Origin of the sequence: Rhodococcus olei (assembly GCF_039540555.1) — a bacterium.
GTDB classification, from domain to species: domain Bacteria; phylum Actinomycetota; class Actinomycetes; order Mycobacteriales; family Mycobacteriaceae; genus Rhodococcus_G; species Rhodococcus_G olei.
This window is the reverse complement of the sequence record NZ_BAABFB010000048.1, coordinates 39,630-63,651: the sequence shown is the minus strand read 5'-3', so window position 1 is coordinate 63,651 and position 24,022 is coordinate 39,630. Positions and strand designations below refer to the sequence as shown.

Below are 24,022 nucleotides of genomic sequence, written 5' to 3'. Positions count from 1 at the left end.
TGGATGGTGTACCAATATTCGATTGTCCTGATGTATTTCGGCCCGGACGATTGAGCACATGACCAACCGGGACCGCCTGATCGGGATCACCGTCGCGCTGCTGTGGGGACTGAACTTCCTGGCCATCCGCGCCGGCCTCGATCACTTTCCGCCGTTCTTCTTTGCGGCGTTGCGTTTCCTCGTGATCGCGATCCCGGTGGTGCTGTTCGTGCCGCGGCCGAACGTACCGGTGCGATGGCTGCTGCTGTACGGGATCGGATTCGGGATCCTCCAGTTCACGTTCCTGTTCTGGGCGATGCACGCCGGCATGCCGACCGGGCTGGCCTCGCTCGTGCTGCAGTCGTCGGCGCCGATGACGGTGCTGCTTGGCGCGCTGCTGCTGCGCGAGCGGGTCAGCCGCCGTCAGGTCGTCGGGATCGTCGTCGCGGTGGCCGGGATGGTCACGATCGGATGGGACCGGTTCGCGCACGCGAGCCTGCTCCCCCTGCTGCTGACGCTGTGCGGCGCGTTGGGCTGGGCCGTCGGCAACATCGCCAGCCGGCAGGCAACCATCGCCGGCCGACAGGCAACCATCGCCGGTCCGCGAGCTCGATCCGAGTCGCCGATGCGACTGATGCTGTGGATGACGGTGATCCCGCCGCTCCCGATGCTCGCCCTGTCCGCTGTGCTCGAGGGACCGACCGTGGGCTGGTCGGCGCTCGGGACGGCGTTCACCACGACCGACGGGCTGCCCGCCCTGATCGGGCTCGTCTACATCGTGGCTCTCGGCACGATCGCGGGATCCGGCCTGTGGACCGTGCTGATGAGCCGGTACCCGGCATCGACGGTGGCACCGTTCTCGCTGCTGGTTCCGGTGGTCGGGATCGCGGCGTCCTGGATCGTCCTCGGCGAGCGCCCGACCCCGCTCTCGCTGTGCGGCGGTGCCCTGGTGGTGGCGGGGTGTCTACACGGAGCCACCGGGTCCCGCACCCGGGTCGGGGCGGCATCCGCACCCGTCGGCGGGCCGACAGATGTGGCCGTCGGCGGGCCGACGAGCGTGGCCGTCGACGGGCGCGCGGCTGTGGTGCTGCCCACCCCCGACCCGGCGCGCGTCTGACCCGGTCGCGCGGTGTGGAAAACTGCGCGCGTGGCTATGAGCACTCGATTTTCCGCCCGCGGCCGTCTCGCGTTGCGCGCGGCCGCGCTGGCGTCGTGGGCGTCGCAGAAGGCGGGGCGCGGCAACGGGTCGATGATCGGCGGTTTGATCGCCCTGAAGATCGACCCGACCCTGATGACCCAGCTGGGCCACGGCAAGCGCACGGTGCTGGTCACCGGTACGAACGGCAAGTCGACGACGACCCGGATGACCGCGGCCGCACTCGCGACCGTCGGCACGGTTGCCACGCAGGCGGACGGCGCGAACATGGACGCGGGCATCGTCTCGGCGTTGAGCGCGCACGTCGACGCCCGGCTCGCCGCGATCGAGGTCGACGAGCTGCACACCCCGCACGTCGCGGACGCCCTGCGGCCCGAGGCGATCGTGCTGCTCAATCTCAGCCGCGACCAGCTGGACCGGGTCGGTGAGATCAACATGATCGAGCGGAGGCTGCGGGCGGGCCTGGCCGCGCACCCGGACGCGGTGGTGGTCGCGAACTGCGACGACGTGCTGGTCGCCTCCGCGGCGTACGACAACCCGAACGTGGTGTGGGTGGCCGCGGGATCCGGGTGGGCGAACGACGCCACGAGTTGTCCGCGCAGCGGCGAACCGATCGTGTGGGACGCCGACGGCAACTGGCGCAGCACCGGCGCCGACTTCGCCCGCCCGACGCCGGACTGGTGGGTCGACGACGAGAACCTGTACGGCCCGGACGGTGTCGTGGTCCCGATGGCACTGACCCTGCCGGGTCGCGCGAACCGCGGCAACGCGGCGCAGGCCGTCGCGGCGGCCGTCGCGATGGGCGCGGACCCGCGCGCGGCGGTGGCCGCGGCGGCTGGGGTCCGGGAGATCGCCGGACGGTACGCCGCCGTCCAGGTCGGCGAGCACTCGTTGCGGATGCTGCTCGCGAAGAACCCGGCCGGCTGGCAGGAGGCGCTGTCGATGATCGACCCGACGGTCGACGGTCTCGTCATCGCCGTCAACGGTCAGGTCCCGGACGGCGAGGACCTCTCCTGGCTGTGGGACGTGCGGTTCGAACACTTCGAGGGGGTCAAGGTCGTCGCGTCCGGGGAACGCGCCACCGATCTCGCGGTCCGGCTCACCTACGCCGGTGTCGAGCACACACTCGAGCCGGATCCGTTGCGCGCGATCGCGTCCTGCCCGGCCGGACGGGTCGAGGTGCTGGCCAACTACACCGCGTTCCGGGACCTGAACACCGCCATCGCGAAGGGAGCCGAGCGTGTCTGAGTCGACCGTACGGATCGGGCTGGTGCTGCCCGACGTGATGGGCACCTACGGCGACGGCGGCAACGCGCTGATCCTGCGGCAGCGGCTGCGGATGCGCGGAATCGACGCGGAGATCGTCGAGATCACGCTGTCCGATCCGGTTCCGGAGTCCCTCGACGTGTACACCCTTGGCGGCGCGGAGGATTCGGCACAACGCCTGGCCACCCGGCACCTGCGCCGCTACCCGGGTCTGCAGAAGGCCGCCGAGCGCGGCGCACCGGTCCTGGCGATCTGCGCGGCGATCCAGGTCCTCGGGCACTGGTACGAGACCTCCGCCGGCGAGCGGGTCGAGGGCGTGTCGATGCTCGACGTCACCACCTCCCCGCAGCAGACCCGCGCGATCGGCGAGGTGATCACCCGTCCGCTGATCGACGGACTGAGTCAGCCGTTGACCGGATTCGAGAATCACCGCGGCGGCACGGCCCTCGGCCCGGACGCCCGCCCGCTGGCGACGGTCACGCACGGTGTCGGCAACGGCGTCGGGGACGGTTTCGAGGGCGCGGTGCAGGGGTCGGTGATCAGCACGTACATGCACGGCCCGGCGCTGGCCCGGAATCCGGAACTGGCGGACCTGCTGCTGGCCCGCGCGCTGGGCGTCGACGCGCTGGCACCGCTCGAACTTCCGGAGGTCGACCGGCTGCGCCGGGAGCGGCTCGCGGCAGGCCGCTGAGGCCGGCGGCGGGCAGGCCGGAGGGGCGCTCGCGACGGAACGTCCGGTGCGCGGGCTCCGAGAGCGGGCGGGGTCGGCGCAGCGGGTGTACGTTCCGAGCAGCGGCACGTACCGCGGCCGCGCCCTGCTGAGGAGGCAACCGTGGCATCCAACAGCCCCTGGGCGACCATCCACGCCGAACGACTGGCTCTCGCCGACGACCTGGCCTCGCTGACCGACGAGCAGTGGTCCACCCGGTCCCTGTGCGCGAAGTGGTCGGTCTGGGAAACGCTCGGTCACATGACCGCGACCGCGAAGATGACCCCGCCGAAGTTCTTCCTCGGGATGCTCGGCACCGGTCTGCGGTTCGAGACGTTCGCCGCGAAGAACGTGGCCGCCGAGACCCGCGGCACGCCGGCCGACACGCTCGCCGAGTTCCGGGCGGTTGCCGGGTCGACCACGTCACCACCCGGACCGGTGGATTCCTGGCTGGGCGAGACGATCGTGCACGCCGAGGACATTCGCCGCCCCCTCGGCATCGAGCACGCCTACCCGATGGACGCGCTGGTGCGGGTCGCCGACTTCTACAAGGGCTCGAACCTGTTGATCGGCGCGAAGAACCGGATCGCCGGCCTGACGTTGCGGGCGACCGACACCGCCTGGACGATCGGGTCCGGACCCGAGGTGGCGGGCCCGATGCTGGCACTGACGATGGCCATGACAGGCCGCGCGGCGGCGCTCGACGACCTGTCCGGGGAGGGTGTGCAGACCCTCCGGGACCGGACCTGACGGCCGGTGGCCGCTGTCGACGTCCGCACCGAGGCCGTGATCGCACGACCCCGCTCGGTGGTCGCGGACTTCGCGTGCGACCCGGTGAACGCGACCGCGTGGTACGCGAACATCACCGAGGCGCGGTGGACGTCGAATCCACCGCTCGTCGTGGGTTCGACGTTCGAGTTCGTCGCCGAGTTCCTCGGTCGGCGGCTGGCCTACACCTACGAGGTTCGCGAGTACACCCCGGGTGAACGGCTCGTGATGAGCACCGCGCGGGGGCCGTTCCCGATGCGGACGGAATACGAGTGGCGGGACGCGGGCCGGGGGTCGACGCTGATGACGCTGCGCAATGTCGGTGAGCCATCCGGATTCGGCGCCGTGGCGGCTCCGCTGATGGCCGCGGCGATGCGTCGGGCCAACCGCAAGGACCTGGACCGACTGAAGGAACTGCTGGAAGCCGAATGACCCGGCCCCGGACAGGGGTTCGGCCGAGAACGTAGCGATAAATCGCGTTCCCGGCCGGATCTCTGCTTTTCGAGTTCTTCGAACCGTTACCAGTTCGCTCTTCTCGATCCGCATCACTTACGGTACGCGCACTGTGCACCTCGGGCAATATCCCTGATCAGCAATTCGAGGTTTCCCGTGCCCGCGCAGCCGCGACCCGGCCCGGCCCGCGAGACAGGGGCCGGGCGGGGCGGGGCGGCCTACTCGTCGCGCATCGCGACGATCTGGAACTGGGCGCCGAGCGGGTCGGCGACCGTGGCCACGCGGCCGTACGGGCTGTCCTCCGCGGGCCCCGCGACCGAGCCACCGAGCTCGAGCACCGTGGACACCGCGGCGTCGGCGTCCGGCACCGCGACGTACCACCGCCAGAAGGAGGGCACCTCGGCCGGGAGGAAGCCGGAGGCGTCCATCAGTCCGGCGATGTTCTCGCCGCCGATCCGGGCCTGGGAGTAGCGGAACTCGTCGTCGTCGCCCATCGGGTTCAGGGTCCAGCCGAACACGGTCTCGTAGAACGGCAGCGCCGCGCGGTAGTCGCGCGACAGCGTTTCGAACCAGGCCGGCGTGCCCGGTTCGCCCCAGCGCCCGAAGCCGCGGTGCTGCCCCGGCTGCCAGACCCCGATCACCGCGCCGGCGGGGTCGGTGAGGATCGCCATGCTGCCCTGGTCCCCCACCTGCATCGCGGGCATGATCACCTGACCGCCGGCCGGCGTGGCCGCCTCCGCGGTCGCCGCGGCATCGGTGGATTCGAGGTAGACGGTCCACACGTCGCCGTACGGGTTCTCCTCGTCCTGCTTCATGATTCCCGCGACCGGTTCACCGTCCTTGCTGAAGATCGCGTACCCGCCGTACTGCGGGTCCTCGTTGGTGTCACAGGACCAGCCGAACAGGCCGGTGTAGAACGGGACTGCGCGGGACAGGTCGGAACTGGACAGGTCGATCCAGCAGGGGGCTCCGACCAGGGACTTACGCTCGGGCACAACGGACTCCTTCGGCAGGGTGCTGAGGGCTTGGTGCTCGCCCCAACCTACGCCCGGCCACCGACAGGTGCCGGGTGACAACCCGGCCCGAAGAGGCGAACCCCCGAACAGGGGTCTGGCCGGGAATGCTTGCGCACTCTCGGCCGGATCTCTGTTTCACGAGGATTTCACCGTTTCCGATTACTCACTCGATCCGCAGCACTGATGCTACGCGCAGCGAACGGTCGAGCAAGGGCTCCGACCGACCGTTCCCGAGTTGCAACCCGACACCGACGCGCGTGTCCGCACCGTGACGTCGGGCAAGGGCACCGAAGAGCATTCGACCCGACGACTTTCCGTGCGGGACCCCCCTCGGACGGACCGCCCGGAGGCCCCGAGCCGGATGCACTCGGCAGCACGTAGGCACCGACCGACCTGCCCGACTCTTCGGGTCGCCGGCGCGGCTGTCGCCGACCGAGTCGGCCGCCCGGAAGAAGCGAGTGCGCCCCACCCGGAATCCCTGGGTGGGGCGCACTCGGCCGTCTGCGGGGGTCAGGAGACCGCGACCGGCTCCTTCGGCTCGACCGGCACCGCGCTCTTGATCACCTCGGGCTTGATCGCCTCTGCAGTGCCGTCGCCCGAACCGCCGTCTCCTGCAACAGATTCCGCGATGTGCTGCGGCTCCTGCGCGTAGTGGAAGTGCGGGCGCCGGTGGCCGAGGAACGACCCGAACCACGACATCACCGCGACGTAGCGGTTGCGGAAACCGACCAGGTACACCATGTGCACGGCGAGCCACAGCACCCAGGCCAGGACGCCGGTCAGTTCGATGCCCTTGACCTTCGTCACGGCGCGGAAACGGTTGATGATCGCCATGCTGCCCTTGTCCCGGAAGCGGAACGGGGTGCCGCGCTTGGTCTTGCCGAGGATCGTGCGGGCGACGTGACGGCCGCCCTGCATCGCGACCGGAGACTGGCCGGGAAGGTTGTTCAGCGACGTCATGTCGCCGACGGCGAAGATGTCGGCACGCCCGCCGACGGTGAGGTCGGGGTTGACGAGCAGCCGTCCGGCGCGGTCGGTCTCGCAGCCGGTGCGCTCGGCGAGCACCCGCGCGAAGTCGTTGGCCTGCACGCCGGCCGACCAGATGATCGTCTCGGCGGTGCGCCGCACGCCGTCCTGCTCACCGTGCGCCTTGAGCGTCGCGCCGTGCTCGTCGATGTCGGTGACCAGGGTGTTCAGCACGACCTCGACGCCCGCGTTCTCCAGCGACGTCCTCGTGTACTCGCTGAGCTTGCCGCCGTAGGCCGGCATCGCGACACCCGCGCCCTCGACGAGGGTGACGGTGACGTCGTCGGCGGTGACGCCGCGGATCGACTGCTCGAAGTAGCGGCCCGCGAGTTCCTTGATCTGGCCGGCAAGTTCGACACCGGTCGCGCCGGCGCCGATCACGATGAAGCTGAGCAGGTTCTTGCGGCGCTCGGGATCGCTGGTGGTGTGCGCCTCCTCGAAGCAGCGCACGATCTGGGCGCGCAGCCGCTCGGCGTCGTCGACGGTCTTGAGCGCGTAGGTGACCTTCGCGAACTCGTCGCGTCCGAAGTACGACTGCCGGGCGCCGGTCGCGGCGACGAGCGAGTCGTAGCCGAGGGTGTGGCGCTGCCCGGCGGCCTCGTAGACGAGTTCCTTGGCCTCGGCGTGCACGTCGACGACGCGGCCGAGGCGGACGTCCGCCTTCGGGTACTTCGCGAGGATCGCGCGCACCGACGGGGCGATCTCGCCTGCCGCGAGCACACCGGTCGCGACCTGGTAGAGCAGCGGCTGGAAGAGGTGTTCGGTGGTCTCGGAGATGAGCACGAAGGGCTTGCCGGCCTTGGCGAGCTTCTTCGCCGTTGCCAGGGCGCCGAAGCCCGACCCCACGATCACGACCTCGGTCCGGTCCTGCACTGCCTCACCCACGGGAACCTCCTACTGAATCAACGCTGAATCAGACGTATGAGAGCCACGCTAAGTATTTACGCCGTCACCTCGCCACCATCCTGGGTTATTCGCAATTCAGTTATCTCGATCGCTCATAAGTAGAATGGGGGTGTGGACTTCCGGCAGCTGCGCTACTTCCTCGCGGTCAGCGAGGAACTGAGCTTCAGCCGCGCGGCCGCGAAGTGCTTCATCTCGCAGTCCGCGATCAGCCACCAGATCGCCAAGCTCGAGCAGGAGCTCGGCACCACCCTGTTCGACCGGTCCACCCGGGTGGTGCGCCCGACCCCCGCCGGCGCCCGCCTCGTCCCGATCGCACAGCAGGTGATCAGTCTCGAGACCCAGGCCCTCGCGGTCGCCAAACAGCCCCGCAACCGGGTCCGGATCACCGCGAACATGTCGTTCGCGCCGCAGAGCCTCGACGCCATCGCCGGGGTGCGCGCCCGGCACCCGGACCTGGACATCGAGTTCGTGATCAAGAGCTTCCGGGACCGGATCGACGCGGTCGCGTCCGGGGACGCCGACATCGCGCTGATCCGCGGCTCGCTGGACCGCCCCGGACTCGAGACTGTCCCGCTCGGCATCGAGGATCTGCGGATCGTCACCTCCAGCGAGCATCCGCTGTCCGCGTTCTCCACCGTCGAACTCGGCGAGCTGGCGCCGTATCCCCTGCTGCTGCCGCCGCGGAGCAGCCAGGTGCTGATCCACACCGTGGTCGAGGAGGCGTTCGCCGAGGTCGGGCGACGGCCCCAGTTCGGACCGCCGATCGCCCGCGACCACACCGCGACCCTCGACGTGATCAACAACCCCCGGGCCTGGACCGTGCTCTACGACAGCACCGTCACCGGCAGTGTCCCGCGATCGGGACTACAGGTGATGCGCGAGGCGAAGGGCCGGCTGCGGGTGCCGGTGTGCGGTGTCGTGCGCACCGGCGCCGCCTCCCCGGCGATGGCCGAGCTGGTCGAGTCGTTGCGGCAGAGCATCAAACCCGGTGGTGCCGTCGGCGCCGCGTTCCCCGACCCGGAGGAACCCCGGCTGTAGGGGCACGGCGATGAGTAGGCGCACCGACATCGGTCACCACTCCAGGGGCACCCCGCCCCCGGAACGACGCAGAGGAGCGCACGATGAACCTTCCGAAGATCGCCACCCAGGACGAATGGCTGGCCGCCCGCACCGAGCTGTTGGCTCGGGAGAAGGAGCTGACCCGGCAGCGCGACGCCCTGAACACCCAGCGCCGGAACCTCCCGATGGTCGAGGTGGAGAAGGACTACGTCCTCGACGGCCCGGACGGCCCGGTGCAGCTGATCGACCTGTTCGACGGCCTGCGACAGCTGATCGTCTACCACTTCATGTTCGACCCGTCCTGGGACGAGGGCTGCCCCAGCTGCACGGCGGGCACCGACGAGTTGTCGGCAGGATTCGTCGAGCATCTGCGCGCGCGAGACACCGCCTACGCGATGGTGTCCCGCGCGCCGCTCGCGAAACTGCTGCGATGGAAGGCCGAACGCGGCTGGGACCTGCCGTGGTACTCGTCGTACGGCACCGACTTCAACCACGACTTCGGCGTGACGATCGACGAGTCGGTCACCCCGGCCCGGTACAACTACCGCAGCCGGGCCGAGTTCGAGGCGATGGGCTCGGACTTCTTCGACTGCGAGCAGCCCTTCGAGATGCCGGGACGCAGCTGCTTTCTCCGCGTCGACGACCGCGTCTTCCACACGTACTCGCAGTACGCCCGCGGCCTCGAGTCGACCGGCGGGTCGTACTACTTCCTCGACCTGACCGCCCTCGGCAGGCAGGAGTCCTGGGAGAAGCCGGAGGGACGCAGCGAACGCGCACACGCCGCCCGCCCGGACTTCACGTCCTGACGGGCGGCACGGTCACATCGCGCGGCGGCCGGACAGTGCGCGTCCCAGCGTCAGTTCGTCGGCGAACTCGAGGTCGCCCCCCATCGGCAGTCCGGACGCCAGCCGGGTGACCGACAGGCCCGGGAAATCCCGCAGCATCCGCACCAGATAGGTCGCGGTCGCCTCGCCCTCCGTGTTCGGGTCGGTCGCGATGATCACCTCGGTGACGTCGACCCCGTCCTCCTGATTACCGATGCGCGCCAACAACTCCCGGATTCGCAGCTGGTCGGGGCCGACACCGCTGAGCGGATCGAGCGCACCACCGAGGACGTGGTAGCGACCCCGGAACTCCCGCGTGCGTTCGATCGCCTGGACGTCCTTCGGCTCCTCGACCACACAGATGATCGTGCGGTCCCGTCGGTCGTCGGAGCAGATCCGGCACCGCTCCTTGTCCGACACCGTGCCGCACACCTCGCAGAACTGCACGCCCTCCCGCACCCGCTGCAGCGCGTTCTGCAGCCGCTCGATCTCGGGCGGCTCGACGCCGAGCAGGTGGAAGGCGATCCGCTGGGCGCTCTTCGGCCCGATACCCGGCAGCTTGCCGAGCTCGTCGATCAGATCCTGGACCGGACCCTCGTACACGCGGAACCCCCGCTAGAACGGGAGCCCGGGCAGGCCACCCGCGATCGGGCCGATCTTGCCGGCCGCGATCTCCTGCGCCTTGCTCGCGGCGTCGGCGATGGCGCCGATCACCAGGTCCTGCAGGGTCTCGACGTCCTCGGGGTCGACGACCTTCGGGTCGATCGACAGCGCGACGACCTCCCCGGTTCCCTTGACCGTCGCGGTCACCAGGCCGCCACCGGCCTGCCCACTGACCTCGGTCTCGGCGATCTCTGCCTGCGCGGCCATCAGCTGCTGCTGCATCTGCTGGGCCTGCGCGAGGAGCTGCTGCATGTCGGGTTGTCCACCGGGCTGCACGTTGCGGTCCTTTCTGCGTGTTTGCCCGCCAGCGTAGACGCTGACGGTTACGGTGGGCGCGTGCCAGCGACGTCACGACCGCGCGGACCCCGCGCGGCCGGTACCCCGGTGTGGGTCACGCCGGTGCGCGCGGGTGCCGTCGCGCTCGTCGCACTGGCCTTCGTGACGACCGGCTGCACCATCCCCACCGAGGGCGCCGTCGCGGGCGACCGGGTGGTGACCTCGACACCGGCCCCGCGCCTGGGGATCGCCGGCGCCCGCCCCGATCCCGGGTCGACCACGCCGTTGACGGGCAAGACCGTGTTCCTCGATCCCGGACACAGCGGATCACAGGACGCCGCGATGACCGCGCAGGTCCCGGCCGGACGCGGAGACACCAAGGACTGCCAGACCACCGGCACCGCCACCGTCGACGGCTATCCCGAGCACACCTTCGCCTGGGAGGTGGTCGGGGTGATGCGCACAGAGCTCGAGGACCTCGGCGCCCGCGTGGTGGTCAGCCGCGCCGACGACACGTCGGTCGGCAGCTGCGTCGACGAACGCGCCACGCTGGCGAACGCCTCCGGCGCGGACGCGGTGGTCGCGGTGCACGCGGACGGTGCGGGACCGGACCAGTCCGGTTTCCATGTCTGTTATTCGGCGCCGCCCCTGAACGACGTGCAGGCCGGCCCGTCGGTGACGTTCGCGTCCACGATGCGCGACGCCCTGGTCGCCGCGGGCCTGATGCCGTCCACCTACACCGGGATCCACGGACTGCAGCCCCGCACCGACCTCGCCGGGCTCAATCTGGCGCAGCGCCCCTCGATCCTGGTGGAACTGGGCAACATGCGCAGCCCCACCGACGCCCGGGAGATGGTCGACGACGCCGGCCGGGCCCGCTACGCGCGGGCGGTCGTCGGCGGCGTCGTCGCGTTCCTCTCCGGACGCTGAGGAGTCCCTACCCCAGTTCGCGGGCCAGGTTCGCGAGCACCGCGGCCTGAATCTTCTTGAGCCCGATCGGCGCGAAGGTCTTCTCGAAGAACCCGCCGATACCGCCGGCCCCCTTCCAACTGGTCGTGGTCGTGATCGTCGACCCCGTCCCGTGCGGAGTCACGGTCCAGGTGGTGACCATGCTCGAGTTGGCGTCCGTCTCGGTGACGGTGTCACCGGCGACGGTCACGGTGGCCTTGACGTTGCGGGTGCGCTTCTCGGTCGCCTTGAGCGCCCACTGCACCACGGTGCCGTTGCCCTGGCCGCCCTGGAGGACCGCGTAGTCGGAGTACTGCTCGCTCAGGACCCGCGGGCGCACCGTCTGGTAGTCCGCCACGGCGGCGAGCGCCGCCTCCGGAGCCGCCGCGACCTCGACCGAACTGCTCGCACTGACCTGTCCCACCGGGATTCTCCTTCGCGTCCGGGACGGCCGAGCGCCACCCCTGTGAACCTTCATCGTGCCTGCACCGGCGATGTTCCGGCCAGCCCGCCGTCGGCGCTGTGCGCCCCGTCACAGCGTGGCAGGGGCCGCAGTCGGCCGGCGATTCGAGCAAACCCCGCGCGTCACCGGTCGCAGGGTGGGGCATCAGGGGATAGCGTCGAAGGGTGGCAGTCACTTCGAACGCGTTCCACAGACGACCGGGCCGACGTTCGACCGCACCGCGCGAGATCGGGGTCCCGGCCCACCGCGCGGGTGTCGAGCGTCTGTTGGCGAGCTATCGAGCGATTCCGCCCTCCGCGACGGTGCGGCTGGCGAAGAAGACGTCGAACCTGTTCCGGGCCCGGGCGAAGACCGACGCCCCCGGGCTCGACGTGTCGGGCCTGACCGGGGTGATCTCGGTGGACCCGCAGGCGCGGACCGCGGACGTCGCCGGCATGTGCACCTACGAGGACCTGGTCGACGCGACGCTGCCGTACGGTCTCGCGCCGCTGGTCGTCCCGCAACTCAAGACGATCACGCTGGGCGGCGCCGTCACCGGCCTCGGCATCGAGTCCACGTCCTTCCGCAACGGGCTGCCGCACGAGTCGGTGCTCGAGATCGACATTCTCACCGGCGACGGCCAGATCCTCACCGCCACCCCGGACGGCGAGCATGCCGACCTGTTCTACGGGTTCCCGAACTCGTACGGCACGCTGGGCTACTCGACACGCCTGCGGATCCAGCTCGAACCCGTCGAACGCTATGTCGCACTGCGGCATCTCCGGTTCGACGACCTCGACACGCTGCAGTCGACGATGGACGCGATCACCCACACCCGCAGTCACGACGGCGTCGCCGTCGACTACCTGGACGGCGTCGTGTTCTCGGCGACCGAGTGCTACCTGACCCTCGCCACCCGGACCGACGAACCCGGTCCGGTGTCGGACTACACCGGCATGGACGTCTACTACCGGTCCATCCAGCACGAGTCGGTCAACCACCCCAAGACCGACCGGCTGACCATCCACGACTACCTGTGGCGGTGGGACACCGACTGGTTCTGGTGTTCGCGAGCGTTCGGGACGCAGAACCCGCAGATCCGCCGCTGGTGGCCGAAACGCTACCGCCGCAGCAGTTTCTACTGGAAGCTGATCGCGCTCGACCGGAAGTACGACATCGGTGACCGGCTCGAACAGCGCAAGGGGCTGCCGCCGCGGGAGCGTGTCGTCCAGGACGTGGAGGTGCCGATCGAACGCACCGCGGACTTCGTGCGGTGGTTCCTGCGGGAGATCCCGATCGAGCCGATCTGGTTGTGCCCGTTGCGGTTGCGCGAACCGGAACCGGCCGGCGCCGCCCCCGACCGCCCGTGGCCGCTGTACCCGCTCGAGCCGAAGCGCAGCTACGTCAACATCGGTTTCTGGTCGTCGGTGCCGATCGTCCCCGGACAGCCGGAGGGGGCGGCGAACCGGCGGATCGAGCGCGCCGTGACCGAGTTCGAGGGCCACAAGTCGCTCTACTCGGACGCCTACTACGACGAGGACGAGTTCGCCGCGCTCTACGGCGGCGAACGCTACGACGGATTGAAGAAGAAGTACGACCCGAACTCACGTCTGCTGGACCTGTATTCGAAGGCGGTGCAACGCAAATGACCATGTTCAAGGACGCCCCGACCTCCACCGCCGCCGGCGGTGCGGAGGGCGGCCGTAAGCTGTCGATCGCCGAGATCCTGGAAATCGTCGTCGGCAAGGACCTTCCGGTGCGGTTCACCGCATACGACGGCAGCTCCCTGGGATCGCCGGATGCGACATTCCACCTCAACCTGCGCTCCCCCCGTGGCACGACCTATCTGGTCACCGCCCCCGGCGACCTCGGCCTGGCGCGCGCCTACATCTCCGGCGACCTCGAGATCATCGGTGCGCACCCCGGCAACCCGTACGAGGTCCTCCGCGTACTCGGCGAGCAGCTGCACTTCAACCGGCCGACCCCCCGCGAGCTCGCCCACATCGCCCGCTCCCTCGGCTGGGACGTCCTCAAGCCCATCGCGCCCCCGCCGCAGGAGTCGCTGCCGCGCTGGCGCCGCATCGCCGAGGGCCTGCGGCACTCCAAGACGCGCGACGCCGAGTCCATCCACCACCACTACGACGTCTCGAACACCTTCTACGAGAAGGTGCTCGGCCCGTCGATGACCTACACCTGTGCGGCCTACGAGTCCGAGGACCAGTCGCTCGAGGACGCGCAGGAGAACAAGTACCGCCTGGTGTTCGAGAAGCTGAACCTGAAGGAGGGCGACCGGCTGCTCGACATCGGCTGCGGCTGGGGCGGAATGGTCCGCTACGCCGCGCGGCGCGGGGTCAAGGTGATCGGCGCGACGCTGTCCGCCGAGCAGGCCCAGTGGGCACAGAAGGCGATCGCCGACGAGGGCCTGTCCGGGCTCGCCGAGGTCCGGTACTCCGACTACCGCGACGTCGCCGAGACCGGATTCGACGCGGTCTCGTCGATCGGCCTGACCGAGCACATCGGCGTACACAACTACCCGTCGTACTTCGGGTTCATCAAGTCGAAGCTGCGCGACGGCGGCCTGATGCTCAACCACTGCATCACCCGGCCCGACAACAAGCACAACGCGCGCGCCGGCGGGTTCATCGACCGGTACGTCTTCCCCGACGGGGAGCTGACCGGGTCCGGCCGCATCATCACCGAGGTCCAGGACGTCGGGCTCGAGGTGCGGCACGAGGAGAACCTGCGCGAATCCTATGCCCTGACGCTGGCCGGCTGGTGCCGCAACCTCGAGGCCAACTGGGACGAGTGCGTCGCCGAGGTCGGCGAGGGCACCGCGAAGGTGTGGGGGCTCTACATGGCCGGCTCGCAGCTCGGCTTCGAACGCAACGTCGTGCAGCTGCACCAGGTGCTGGCCGTCAAGCTCGGCGCCGACGGCGAGGCGAATCTGCCGCTGCGCCCCTGGTGGCGGGCCTAGACTCGGTCAACTCGCGCGGCCGGCGCCCGGCCTTCCGGGCACCGGCCGCACATCGGGCCCGTCAGCCGGTCGGTGCCGCCTGCCGGACGGCGCGCGCGATGTCCGCGGCGGCGCTCTGGACGGCACCGGTCATCCGCCGGTCGGTGGTGATGCGGCCGAGCGGCCCGCAGATGGACACCGCGGCCGGCTTCGGCAGCCCGTACCCGATCGACGCCGCGACGCACCCGATCCCGGGCAGCGAGGTGCCCCGGTCGAACGCGACGCCCTCCTCGGTCACCCGGTCGAGTTCCACCTCCAGGTCCTTGCGGCCGCCGCGAACGTCGCGGTCGAGGCGGCCGAAGATCGGCTCGTCGAGCCTCTCGCGCGGGATCGCGCTCAGCAGCGCCTTGCCCACCGCGGACCGATGGGCCGGATAGCGGCCACCGATGCGGGACGGGATCTTCGCGCCGAACGTGCCCGAGACCTTCTCCCAGTAGATGCTCTCCGCACCGTCGAGGAACGCCAGGTGCACGACGGCGCCCGTGGAGCGGTGCAGATCCTGCAGGATCGGCAGCGCGGTCCGGTGGAACCAGTGGTTGCGGACCGCCCGCGAACCGAGCTCGAACAGCCGGACCCCGAGCTCGTATCGCGACCCGTCCCGCATGAGCCAGCGCTTCTGCACCATCTTCTCCAGCAGCCGGTGCGCCGACGAGGTCGGGATCCCGGTCAGGCGCGCCGTCTCGCTCAGGGTCAGGTGCCCACAGTCGTCGAGCGCCTGCAGCACGAGCTCGACCCGGTCGAACATCGACATGACCGGGGCCTGGTCGCGTTCCGTCGTCACGGCCGCATCCTCTCCATCCGGGCTCGGTCAGACGCCGAATCCACCCGACACCGAAATCTGCTGTCCGGTGACGTAATTGGCCTCGTTCGAGGCGAGGAACACGCAGGCGGCGCCGATGTCCGCGGGCTTGCCCCACCGCTTCAGCGGGACGAGCTTGTGCACCTCGCGCTCCCACTCCTCGTCGAAGACACCCCGCTCCTTCAGTTCGAGGAACATGCCGGCCTCGATCACCCCGACCAGCACCGAGTTCGCCCGAATATTGTGCACGCCTTCTTCTTTGGCGATTCCGCGCAGAAGCGACTCGTTGGCGGCCTTCGGGATCACCGACAGCCCGTCCAGTGCCGGGAACCAGTGGTCCCCCGCCGAACCGAGGTGGACGATCGATCCGCCACCCTGTTCGCGCAGGTGCGGCAACACCGCGTGCACGGCGGTGAACATCCCGAGCGTCTCGATCTCGATCGACCGCCGGTACAGCTCCGGCGTGGTCTCGGCGACCGGGACCTGCTCGACGACCGGGCCGGCGGCCCACACCAGGGTGTGGATCCGGGAGTGTTCGCCGATCACCTCGTCGACCACCCGCGCGACGTCGGACTCGTCGCGGACGTCGACGCGGTGCGCGCTCGCCTTGACGCCGAGGGCGCGCAGCTCGGTCACCGTCTCCTCCGCGACCTCGCGCTTGGAGTTGTAGCAGACGGCGACGGCGCTGCCGGCGCGGCCGAACTCCGTTGCGACGCCGCGACCGATGCCGCCGCTGCCACCGAAGATCAGGGTGGCACCCTCCGGAAAGTTCAACGTCAACATGGGCGCGCACCTCGCGTTCTGCTCATCGAGCCGGGGCGTACTGTGCCCTGGCTCACACCAGGCTGAACTTAGTGTCGCGAAGCAGCGCAGCCCAGCCCGCTTTCCGCCTCGCGGGAAAGCGCAGATCACGGTGCCCGAACGAGGAAGGTGCCCGCCGTCCGGAGACGGCGGGCACCTTCCTCGGTGTTCTTCCCGACTAGCTCTCGAGGGAGGCCGGCGGGGTGAAGCGCTCGCCGTACTTCGCGGCCAGCTCCTTGGCCCGCGCGACGAAGCCCTCCCGGCCGCCGGGGTACCCGGCGATGAACTGGCTGACGCCACCGGTCCAGGCCGGGTAACCGATGCCCATGATCGAGCCGATGTTGGCGTCGGCGGTGGACGTGATCACGCCCTCGTCGAAGCACTTGACCGTCTCGATCGCCTCGATGAACAGCATGCGGTCGATCAGGTCCTGGATCGGCGGGGTGGCCGACCCGGAGTTGAAGTGCTCCCGCAGGCCCTGCCACAGGCCGGCGCGCTTGCCGTCCTGGTACTCGTAGAAGCCGGCGCCACCGAGGCGGCCCTTCCGGTCGTTGCCCTCGACGAGGTGGTTGATGACGTCACCGGCCGGGTCCGCGGGCAGCGTCTTGCCCTCGGCGATCGCCGCGGCCTTCGACTCGGCGCGGATCTTCTGCATCAGCGTCAGATTCAGCTCGTCCGACAGCTGCAGCGGCGCGGCCGGGTAGCCGGCCTGCATGCCCGCCTGCTCGATCGTGGCCGGCTCGATGCCCTCGGCGACCATGCCGATCGCCTCGTTCACGAACGTGCCGATGACACGCGAGGTGAAGAAGCCGCGCGAGTCGTTGACGACGATCGGGGTCTTGCGGATCGCCTGCACGAAGTCGAACACCCGGGCCAGGGTCTCGTCCGAGGTCTTCTCGCCGCGGATGATCTCGACCAGCGGCATCTTGTCGACCGGCGAGAAGAAGTGGATGCCGATGAAGTCCTCGGCCCGCTTGACGCCGGTCGCGAGGTCGGTGATCGGCAGGGTGGAGGTGTTCGAACCGAGGAGAGCGTCGGGCTCGACGATGTCCTCGATCTCCTGGAACACCTTCTTCTTCAGGTCGGGCGACTCGAACACGGCCTCGACGACGAAGTCGACGCCGGCGAAGTCGGCCGGATCGGCGGTCGGGGTGATCAGGGACAGCAGCGCCTGCGACTTCTCCTCGGTGGTCTTGCCCCGCGAGAGCGCCTTGGCCTCGATCTTCTCGGAGTAGGCCTTGCCCTTCTCGGCCGCCTCGATCGTGACGTCCTTGAGCACCACCGGGATTCCGGCCTTCGCGCACACGTACGCGATGCCGGCGCCCATCATGCCGGCACCGAGGACGCCCACCTTCTTGATCTCGCGCTTGGGGATGTCCTTCGGACGCGAGGCGCCCGAGCCGATGGCCTGCATGTCGAAGAAGAACGCCTGGATCATGTTCTTCGCGACGCGGCCGGTGACCAGCGACGTGAAGTAGCGCGACTCGATCTTCAGGGCGTTGTCGATGTCGACCTGGCTGCCCTCGACCGCGGCGGCGAGGATTGCGCGCGGCGCCGGCATGTTGGCGCCCTTGATCTGCTTGCGCACGTTCGCCGGGATCGCGGGCAGGTTCGCCGCGAACGCCGGGGTGGCCGGGGTGCCGCCGGGGACCTTGTAGCCCTTGACGTCCCACGGCTGCACGCCGGACTCGGGGTTGGCCTTGATCCACGTCTTGGCGGCGGGGACCAGCTCCTCGACCGAGGACACGACCTCGTCGATCACACCGGCCTCGAGGGCCTGCTGCGGCCCACGCTGCTGACCCTGCATCAGGTGCTGGGTCAGGGCGGTCATGATGCCGAACTTGCGCACCATGCGGACGACGCCGCCGCCGCCGGGCAGCAGGCCGAGGGTGACCTCGGGCAGGCCGATCTTGACGCCCTTGACGTCCGCGGCGATGCGGTGGTGGGTGGCCAGCGCGATCTCCAGGCCGCCGCCGAGCGCGGCGCCGTTGATGCAGGTCACGACCGGCTTGCCCAGGGTCTCCAGGCGGCGCAGGTCCGCCTTGAGGGTGAGGCTGTGGTTGTAGATGTGCTCGGCGTCGGCGGGGCCCGCCTTGATCATGTTCTTCAGGTCGCCGCCGGCGAAGAAGGTCTTCTTGCCGGAGGTGAGCACGACACCGGTGATGGCGTCCTTCTCCGCGTACAGCCGGTCGACGGTCTCCTTCATCGAGGAGATGTACCGGTCGTTCATGGTGTTCGCGCCCTGGTTGGGGTCGTCGATGGTCAGCACGACGATGCCGTCGGCGTCCTGCTCCCAACCGATGATGTTCTGTTCGCTCACTGTTTCGTCTCTCCTGGTCAGGTCGTGAGCGTCAGACGCGCTCGATGATGGTGGCCACGCCCATGCCGCCGCCGATGCACAGCGTCACCAGCGCGCGCTTGGCGCCGCGGCGTTCGAGCTCGTCGACCATGGTGCCGGTGATCATGGCGCCGGTCGCGCCGAGCGGGTGACCCATCGCGATGGCGCCGCCGTTGACGTTGAGCTTCTCGTCCGGGATCTTCAGGTCCTTCTGGAACTTCATCGCGACGGACGCGAACGCCTCGTTGATCTCGAACAGGTCGATGTCGTCGACGGTCAGACCCGCCTGCGCGAGCACCTTGTGCGCGGCCGGGGTCGGGCCGGTCAGCATGATCGTCGAGTCGGCGCCGGAGGTCGCGGTCGCGACGACGCGGGCCCGCGGGGTCAGGCCCATGTCCCTGCCTGCCTGCTCGGAGCCGATGAGCACCAGCGCGGCGCCGTCGACGATGCCGGAGCTGTTGCCGCCGTGGTGGACGTGGTTGATCTTCTCGACCCAGTGGTACTTCTGCAGCGCGACGGCGTCGAAGCCGCCCATCTCGCCGAGACCCGCGAACGCCGGCGCCAGGCCGGCGAGGCTCTCGAGGGTGGTGCCCGGGCGCATGTGCTCGTCGTTGTCGAGGACGGTGATGCCGTTGATGTCCTTGACCGGGACGACGGACTTGGCGAAGTAGCCGCCCGCCCACGCCTTCGCGGCGAGGTCCTGCGAGCGGACCGCGTACGCGTCGACGTCCTCGCGGGTGAAGCCCTCCATGGTGGCGATCAGGTCGGCACCGATGCCCTGCGGAACCAGGTAGGTGTCGAAGTTGGTGGCCGGATCCAGCATCCAGGGGCCGCCGTCGGAGCCCATCTTCACGCGGGACATCGACTCGACGCCGCCGGCGATGACCAGCTCGTCCCAGCCGGAGCGCACCTTCTGCGCGGCCATGTTCACGGCCTCCAGGCCGGACGCGCAGAAGCGGTTGATCTGCACACCGCCGACGGTGTCGGGCAGGCCGGCGACCGTCACCGCGGTGCGGGCGATGTCGGCGCCCTGGTCGCCGAGGGGGGAGACCACGCCGAGGGTCATGTCGGAGATCCGGTTCTCGTCGAGATCCGGGAACCGCACGCGCAGCTCGCCGATCAGGCCTGTGACCAGGTCGATCGGCTTCACCGAGTGCAGCGATCCGGTCGCCTTGCCCCGGCCGCGCGGGGTTCGGATGGCTTCATAAATGAATGCCTCTGTGGTCACGGTGTTCCTTCCTGTGCACGGCTGTGCCGCGTGCGAGCGGTACTTCTGCGGATCCAACGGGTGCCGGGCACCAGGTGCTCCGGCCCGAGGCAGACACCCCGATGCACGCCATAGTAGAACGTGTTCCAAATTCGGGTCTAGGACCGAAGCGAGCGAGCTCTGTGACCGTCCCGATCGGCGACGCCGCGCCGCTGGTCAGCCCAGTCCGGCCTCGCGGGCCCGGACGATCGCGGCCGACCGGTCCGGCACCCCGAGCTTGGTCAGGATGTTCGACGTGTGGTTGCGCACGGTCTTCGGGCTCAGCACCAGCCGGCGCGAGATCGTCGCGGTGTCGAGGCCGGCGGCGACCAGGTCGAGGACCTCGCGCTCCCGCTCGGTCAGCTCGGGGAAGACGTCCGGCGCGAGACCACGCGAGGCGGCCATGAACCCCATCGCCCGCTCGGCCACCGCCGCACCGAGAATCAGCTCGCCGTGCGCGACGGCCCGCAACGCGCGCTCCACCTCGTCGGGACCGGCGCCCTTGACCAGGTAACCGCGCGCGCCCGCCCGCACCGACGCGACCACCGCGTCGTCGTCCTCGTGCATCGTCACCATCAGCACCCGCAGCGCCGGAAAGCGCGCGACCAGAGCGCGGGTGGCCTCGACCCCGGAGCCGTCACCGAGCTCGATGTCCATCAGCACGACGTCGACGTCCGCGGTCACCGCCGCGGCCGCCTCCGCGGCGGAACTGGCCTCGGCCACCACCTCGATCCCGTCGAGGGTGGACAACAACGCGACCATCCCCAGGCGGAACACGGGATGGTCGTCGACGACTGCGACACGGATGACGGTCATGATGCGGCCAACGGTAGCCGCGCGGTGACCCTGGTGCCGCCCGGCGGAGGCGAGTCGATCACCAACGTCCCGCCGATCAACCCGGCGCGTTCGCGCATCGAGCGGGTGCCGACGCCCCCGGTGTGGCCGGGACCGAAACCGCGACCGGTGTCGTGCACGACCACGGTCAGCGTCGGGTCGTCCGCACCCGTCACCTCGCAGGCCATCTCGACGCGGCACCGATCGACACCGCTGTGCCTGCGCGCATTCGAGATCGCCTCGACGGCGATGCCGTACGCGGCGGCACTGACCGCGGGGTCGACGGTCGCGGGCACCCGGGCGTCCACCTCGAGCGTGAACCCGGCGCGGGCGTGCTGCGCGGCGAGGTCGTGCAGTGCCGCCGCGAGACCGAGCTCGTCGAGGATCGGCGGAAACAGGGTGCGCGACAACGAACGGACCCCGTCGACCTGGTGATCGAGTTGCTGCTGGAGCGAATCCAGCAGACGGACGGCGGACTCCGGGTCGACCGCGACCAGGTTCCGCACCCCCTGCAGACCGAGCCGGATCCCGGCCAGCGACGGACCGAGCCCGTCGTGCAGTTCCCGGCGGATCACCCGCCGCTCCTCGAGGCGCACCGTCGACAGCCGGTCCCGCGCCGCCTCGAGGTCCCGGGCGGCCTGTTCCAGGACGAGCCCCGTCGCGACCACCGACGCCAACTCCTGCAACGACTTCCGGGCCCGCGCGTCCAGCGACTCCCCCGCCGGCGCGGTCGCGGCGAGCATCCCGACCGCCGCCCCGCGGTGCACGAGTTCGACCTCCGTCGGCTCCCCCGTCGGGTTCCCGTGCCGGACGACGGGTTCCGGACCGCCGGCCCGCCACACCGTGACCGACTCCAGCCGCAGCGCCACCGCCACCCCGGCGGCCAGTTCGGCCGGCAGCGCGTCCGGCGCGGTCGCGGTCGCGAACCGGCTGCCGAGGTCCCGCACGGCGCGGGCCGGGTCGGCACCGGCGCCGTACACGAGGTCGTGCACCCGGCGCTGCAGCCACAGCCGGACCGGCTGCACCGCGACCGCCACCGCACCGGCCGCGACCGCCTGCGCGAGAACCGAATCCGAGGTCGGCAGGAGTCTCGCCAACGCGGTCGCGACCACCACGTAGAGCACGGTCAGCCCGACCGTCAGCGTGCCGGCGAGGACCGCGCGGCTGACCGCGAGGTCCAGGCCCCACATCCGTTGTCGCAGCACCGAGACCAACATCGCGGCCGGGTAGAACGCCTGGACGGCGAGGTGAATCAGCGGCGTGATCATCCACAGCCACGGCCACGCGGCCGGGAGGGCGAGCGGCACGAACGACAGCGCCATCAGCGCGGTGCCGACCGCCAGCCAGCCCAGCCCGATCCGTTCGGAAACCGGACCCCGGAGGCTCCGGCGCGCCACGTCGCCGGCCGCGATCAGCCCCACGGTGACGACCGGAACGACCAACGCGAGCGTGTCCACGTCGGTCCAGGTCCGGGCCACGAAGAACCATGCCGTCGTCGCGATCCCGGCGACCAACCCGACGCGGCCGACCGCGTCGAGCCGCTGATCGCGGATCAGCCACGGCACCACCAGGAACAACGCCAGGGTGCCCGGAATCCACGCGGTGTTCTGCAGCGGCTCGATCGCGGCGACCCCGGGCAGCCCGGGTCGGACCGCGGCCAGCTGCGTGTACGCGTAGCTGAACGCGGCGAGCCCGACCCCGATCGCGGTGAGCCCCAGGATGATCGGGACCGGATGCACGCGCCGGGCCAGCACGACACCCCCGACCGTGCCGTACACGGCGGCGCCGACGAGGTCGACGAGGAAGAACATCTGGTCGGCGTCCAACGTCGGGTCGGCCGCGAGGAACGCGACCACCGACAGGACCGCCAGCACCCAGGCCGTCACGGCGAGCGCAGCGGCGGGCACCGGCGCACCGCCGCCCACCGACCCCTCGAGTCGCTCGCTCACCCCGTCACTCCTTTCGCGGCTCCGCCGCCGGTCGGTGAGTGTCACCCCGGTCGGGGTGACACTCACCGACCGGGCCGAATGCCCCCTATTTCGCGAACCAGAGTCCCACGGCGCACACCAGCACCCAGACCGGACCGGTGAACCCGGCCAGGTACTGCATCGGCGAGATCCCGACCAGCACCGTCACCGCACCGAGCACCGCGCTGGTCCACCCCAGCCACCGCGGCAGGGCACCGCCGCGCAGCGACGCCACCGCGACCGCGAGGGCGCTGACACCCGCGGCCGCCCACAGCCACGGGATGGTGCCGAGCCAGTGCGCGCCGACGACCGCGAACTCCGGCACCATCTTCGAGTCCTCGGACAGCCCGAAGATCAGCTCCGTGGTCAGGCCGGTGCCGATCAGGCAGATCGCCGAGGTCACGAACAGTCCCCCGGCGGCGACCTGGGGCAGCGCGCTGCCCGACTCGAGCCGCGACGCCAGCAACCGGGACAGGCCCGCCGCGAACACCAGCAATGCCAGCGCCGCGACGGCGAATCCGGTGTGCTCGATGACGATCTGGGTGCGCTGGTCGGCCAGCCGCCGGGCGATCGCGACGGGGTCTCCGGCGATCGACTCGTCGTAGACGGCGGTGACGGCGCCACTGGCCTGGATGCCCACGACTCCGGCAAGCCCGGCGACGACGCCGGCCGCCAGCCACCCGGTACGGCTGCGGGCTCGGCCGTCCACCGGTGTGGCGGACGCGGCCGCCACGGGACTGCTGATGTTCATCGGCTTCCCTCCTTCGCTGCCCGCCCGGAGGGCGGATCGACTGGAGAGAAGGATGTGACGCCCGGTGTCCCGGCCACCAGGGTCCGATGACCCGGCCGGCCGGGAATTTCTCACACGGAGGTGAGCGTCTCCGTCGGTGCCAACGCGAATTCGCACCAGCACTCGACCTGGTCCGCGGCGCCGGGCCGGACCGCGAGGGGTGCACGCCCGGACCGGCTGATCGGCGGCGAGATGGCGGGCAGCCCCGGCAGGGGTACCAGACGCACCTCCAGCGGAACGTACCCGTCGGCGCGCACCACCACGCGCACGTGCTCCTCGGGGTCGCCGGCGACGACGTCGAAGCTGCCGCGTTCGCAGGTGACCGCGGAACCCGTCGGGTCGGCGACCCGGCCGGTGTCGGCGGCACTCTCGTCGGCCGGATGCCACCAGTCGAGGCGGGCGTCGGGGATGGGGTCGCCGGACCGTGTCCGGACGATGCCGACCATCCGCAGCGATCCGCTCGGCAGGGCGTCGTCGGGTTCGAGGGGCGGCACCAGGGTGAGCTTGCCCGGGCCCGGGAACTCGCCGCTCGGACACGACGGTTCGAGTGGCTGCATCTGCACGTCCGGTACTCCTTTGCCGTCGCGCCGCCGACCTGGGCCGACGTCGGTGGCAGCAAACGTTACCCACGTTGCCTTTCGTGCGCTATCCCTACTGCGCGGTAGCTGTACATATTGCGAATCGAGTCCTCACGTGACCTGCGGAGGACGAATTCAGCCTGTTGTCCGATGCCGTCGAGGCGG

The 24,022-nt window shown here is 70.2% G+C and carries 23 protein-coding genes; 10 read left to right on the top strand and 13 right to left on the bottom strand.

The window, feature by feature from the left end; translation table 11 throughout:
- The first annotated feature begins 58 nt into the window (after positions 1 to 58).
- From ABD951_RS15005 to ABD951_RS14985, 5 genes are all read left to right on the top strand, one after another.
- A complete protein-coding gene (locus tag ABD951_RS15005) occupies positions 59 to 1,096 on the top strand; it encodes an EamA family transporter (RefSeq protein ID WP_345346169.1) in 1,038 nt (345 codons plus the stop codon).
- Between the two features lie 36 nt (positions 1,097 to 1,132).
- Positions 1,133 to 2,383, top strand: coding sequence for a MurT ligase domain-containing protein (locus ABD951_RS15000; RefSeq protein WP_345346166.1), 1,251 nt, complete (start codon positions 1,133 to 1,135; stop codon positions 2,381 to 2,383).
- A complete protein-coding gene (locus tag ABD951_RS14995) occupies positions 2,376 to 3,092 on the top strand; it encodes a type 1 glutamine amidotransferase (RefSeq protein WP_345346163.1) in 717 nt (238 codons plus the stop codon). Before ABD951_RS15000 ends, ABD951_RS14995 begins: the two co-directional genes overlap by 8 nt.
- A gap of 141 nt (positions 3,093 to 3,233) precedes the next feature.
- Positions 3,234 to 3,860: a maleylpyruvate isomerase family mycothiol-dependent enzyme gene (locus ABD951_RS14990; protein WP_345346160.1), complete on the top strand. Its 627-nt coding sequence runs from the start codon at positions 3,234 to 3,236 to the stop codon at positions 3,858 to 3,860.
- 6 nt (positions 3,861 to 3,866) lie between these two features.
- Positions 3,867 to 4,310, top strand: a complete 444-nt coding sequence (locus ABD951_RS14985; protein ID WP_345346157.1) for an SRPBCC family protein — start codon at positions 3,867 to 3,869, stop codon at positions 4,308 to 4,310.
- A gap of 239 nt (positions 4,311 to 4,549) precedes the next feature.
- Here the strand turns inward: ABD951_RS14985 and ABD951_RS14980 are convergent, their stop codons facing one another.
- Entirely contained in the window at positions 4,550 to 5,326 is a 777-nt protein-coding gene (locus tag ABD951_RS14980; protein ID WP_345346154.1) for a VOC family protein, read from the bottom strand.
- Positions 5,327 to 5,857: 531 nt separating this feature from the next.
- Entirely contained in the window at positions 5,858 to 7,246 is a 1,389-nt protein-coding gene (locus tag ABD951_RS14975; RefSeq protein ID WP_345346381.1) for an NAD(P)/FAD-dependent oxidoreductase, read from the bottom strand.
- Positions 7,247 to 7,390: 144 nt separating this feature from the next.
- Here ABD951_RS14975 and ABD951_RS14970 point away from each other — a divergent pair, with 144 nt between their 5' ends.
- Positions 7,391 to 8,317 carry a LysR family transcriptional regulator gene (locus ABD951_RS14970; RefSeq protein WP_345346151.1) on the top strand — a complete coding sequence of 309 codons (927 nt, stop codon included), beginning with the start codon at positions 7,391 to 7,393 and terminating at the stop codon, positions 8,315 to 8,317.
- Positions 8,318 to 8,400: 83 nt separating this feature from the next.
- Positions 8,401 to 9,144, top strand: a complete 744-nt coding sequence (locus ABD951_RS14965; protein WP_345346148.1) for a DUF899 domain-containing protein — start codon at positions 8,401 to 8,403, stop codon at positions 9,142 to 9,144.
- A gap of 12 nt (positions 9,145 to 9,156) precedes the next feature.
- Here ABD951_RS14965 and recR read toward each other — a convergent pair whose 3' ends face one another.
- Entirely contained in the window at positions 9,157 to 9,765 is a 609-nt protein-coding gene (gene recR / locus ABD951_RS14960; protein ID WP_345346145.1) for a recombination mediator RecR, read from the bottom strand.
- 12 nt (positions 9,766 to 9,777) lie between these two features.
- Entirely contained in the window at positions 9,778 to 10,077 is a 300-nt protein-coding gene (locus tag ABD951_RS14955; RefSeq protein ID WP_345346142.1) for a YbaB/EbfC family nucleoid-associated protein, read from the bottom strand.
- Between the two features lie 132 nt (positions 10,078 to 10,209).
- On the opposite strand from ABD951_RS14955, the gene ABD951_RS14950 reads away from it, so the two are divergent.
- Positions 10,210 to 11,031 (top strand): Rv3717 family N-acetylmuramoyl-L-alanine amidase, encoded by an 822-nt coding sequence (locus tag ABD951_RS14950; protein ID WP_425569861.1) that lies wholly within the window; start codon positions 10,210 to 10,212, stop codon positions 11,029 to 11,031.
- Between the two features lie 7 nt (positions 11,032 to 11,038).
- Here the strand turns inward: ABD951_RS14950 and ABD951_RS14945 are convergent, their stop codons facing one another.
- Positions 11,039 to 11,473 (bottom strand): SRPBCC family protein, encoded by a 435-nt coding sequence (locus ABD951_RS14945; protein ID WP_345346139.1) that lies wholly within the window; start codon positions 11,471 to 11,473, stop codon positions 11,039 to 11,041.
- A gap of 266 nt (positions 11,474 to 11,739) precedes the next feature.
- Between ABD951_RS14945 and ABD951_RS14940 the strand changes: the two genes are divergently transcribed.
- Together ABD951_RS14940 and ABD951_RS14935 are read left to right on the top strand one after the other, a co-directional pair.
- Positions 11,740 to 13,140 (top strand): FAD-binding oxidoreductase, encoded by a 1,401-nt coding sequence (locus tag ABD951_RS14940; RefSeq protein WP_345346375.1) that lies wholly within the window; start codon positions 11,740 to 11,742, stop codon positions 13,138 to 13,140.
- Complete coding sequence (locus tag ABD951_RS14935; RefSeq protein WP_345346136.1) at positions 13,137 to 14,465, top strand: class I SAM-dependent methyltransferase; 1,329 nt, start codon at positions 13,137 to 13,139, stop codon at positions 14,463 to 14,465. The genes ABD951_RS14940 and ABD951_RS14935 overlap by 4 nt, the downstream gene beginning before the upstream one ends.
- 61 nt (positions 14,466 to 14,526) lie before the next feature.
- Here ABD951_RS14935 and ABD951_RS14930 read toward each other — a convergent pair whose 3' ends face one another.
- From ABD951_RS14930 to ABD951_RS14895, 8 genes are all read right to left on the bottom strand, one after another.
- Positions 14,527 to 15,285: an IclR family transcriptional regulator gene (locus ABD951_RS14930; protein WP_345346133.1), complete on the bottom strand. Its 759-nt coding sequence runs from the start codon at positions 15,283 to 15,285 to the stop codon at positions 14,527 to 14,529.
- Between the two features lie 27 nt (positions 15,286 to 15,312).
- The gene (locus tag ABD951_RS14925; protein WP_345346130.1) at positions 15,313 to 16,086 is read right to left on the bottom strand and encodes an SDR family NAD(P)-dependent oxidoreductase; all 774 of its coding nucleotides are present in this window, start codon (positions 16,084 to 16,086) and stop codon (positions 15,313 to 15,315) included.
- A 196-nt stretch (positions 16,087 to 16,282) separates the two neighbouring features.
- A complete protein-coding gene (locus ABD951_RS14920) occupies positions 16,283 to 18,424 on the bottom strand; it encodes a 3-hydroxyacyl-CoA dehydrogenase NAD-binding domain-containing protein (RefSeq protein WP_345346127.1) in 2,142 nt (713 codons plus the stop codon).
- 31 nt (positions 18,425 to 18,455) lie between these two features.
- Positions 18,456 to 19,670 (bottom strand): acetyl-CoA C-acetyltransferase, encoded by a 1,215-nt coding sequence (locus tag ABD951_RS14915; protein ID WP_345346124.1) that lies wholly within the window; start codon positions 19,668 to 19,670, stop codon positions 18,456 to 18,458.
- 195 nt (positions 19,671 to 19,865) lie between these two features.
- Positions 19,866 to 20,504, bottom strand: coding sequence for a response regulator (locus tag ABD951_RS14910; protein ID WP_345346121.1), 639 nt, complete (start codon positions 20,502 to 20,504; stop codon positions 19,866 to 19,868).
- A complete protein-coding gene (locus ABD951_RS14905; protein ID WP_345346118.1) occupies positions 20,501 to 22,471 on the bottom strand; it encodes a sensor histidine kinase in 1,971 nt (656 codons plus the stop codon). Before ABD951_RS14905 ends, ABD951_RS14910 begins: the two co-directional genes overlap by 4 nt.
- Positions 22,472 to 22,556: 85 nt before the next feature.
- Positions 22,557 to 23,240 (bottom strand): hypothetical protein, encoded by a 684-nt coding sequence (locus ABD951_RS14900; protein ID WP_345346115.1) that lies wholly within the window; start codon positions 23,238 to 23,240, stop codon positions 22,557 to 22,559.
- 110 nt (positions 23,241 to 23,350) lie between these two features.
- Positions 23,351 to 23,842, bottom strand: coding sequence for a peptidase associated/transthyretin-like domain-containing protein (locus tag ABD951_RS14895; protein WP_345346112.1), 492 nt, complete (start codon positions 23,840 to 23,842; stop codon positions 23,351 to 23,353).
- Positions 23,843 to 24,022: the final 180 nt, after the last annotated feature.

Excerpts from the sequence above, each read along its gene's own strand:
- ABD951_RS15005 (WP_345346169.1), top strand. The coding sequence starts at position 59 with ATGACCAACCGGGACCGCCTGATCGGGATCACCGTCGCGCTGCTGTGG.
- ABD951_RS15000 (WP_345346166.1), top strand. The coding sequence starts at position 1,133 with ATGAGCACTCGATTTTCCGCCCGCGGCCGTCTCGCGTTGCGCGCGGCC.
- ABD951_RS14965 (WP_345346148.1), top strand. The coding sequence starts at position 8,401 with ATGAACCTTCCGAAGATCGCCACCCAGGACGAATGGCTGGCCGCCCGC.
- ABD951_RS14955 (WP_345346142.1), bottom strand. The coding sequence starts at position 10,077 with ATGCAGCAGCTCCTCGCGCAGGCCCAGCAGATGCAGCAGCAGCTGATG.
- ABD951_RS14935 (WP_345346136.1), top strand. The coding sequence starts at position 13,137 with ATGACCATGTTCAAGGACGCCCCGACCTCCACCGCCGCCGGCGGTGCG.
- ABD951_RS14925 (WP_345346130.1), bottom strand. The coding sequence starts at position 16,086 with ATGTTGACGTTGAACTTTCCGGAGGGTGCCACCCTGATCTTCGGTGGC.
- ABD951_RS14910 (WP_345346121.1), bottom strand. The coding sequence starts at position 20,504 with ATGACCGTCATCCGTGTCGCAGTCGTCGACGACCATCCCGTGTTCCGC.
- ABD951_RS14900 (WP_345346115.1), bottom strand. The coding sequence starts at position 23,240 with ATGAACATCAGCAGTCCCGTGGCGGCCGCGTCCGCCACACCGGTGGAC.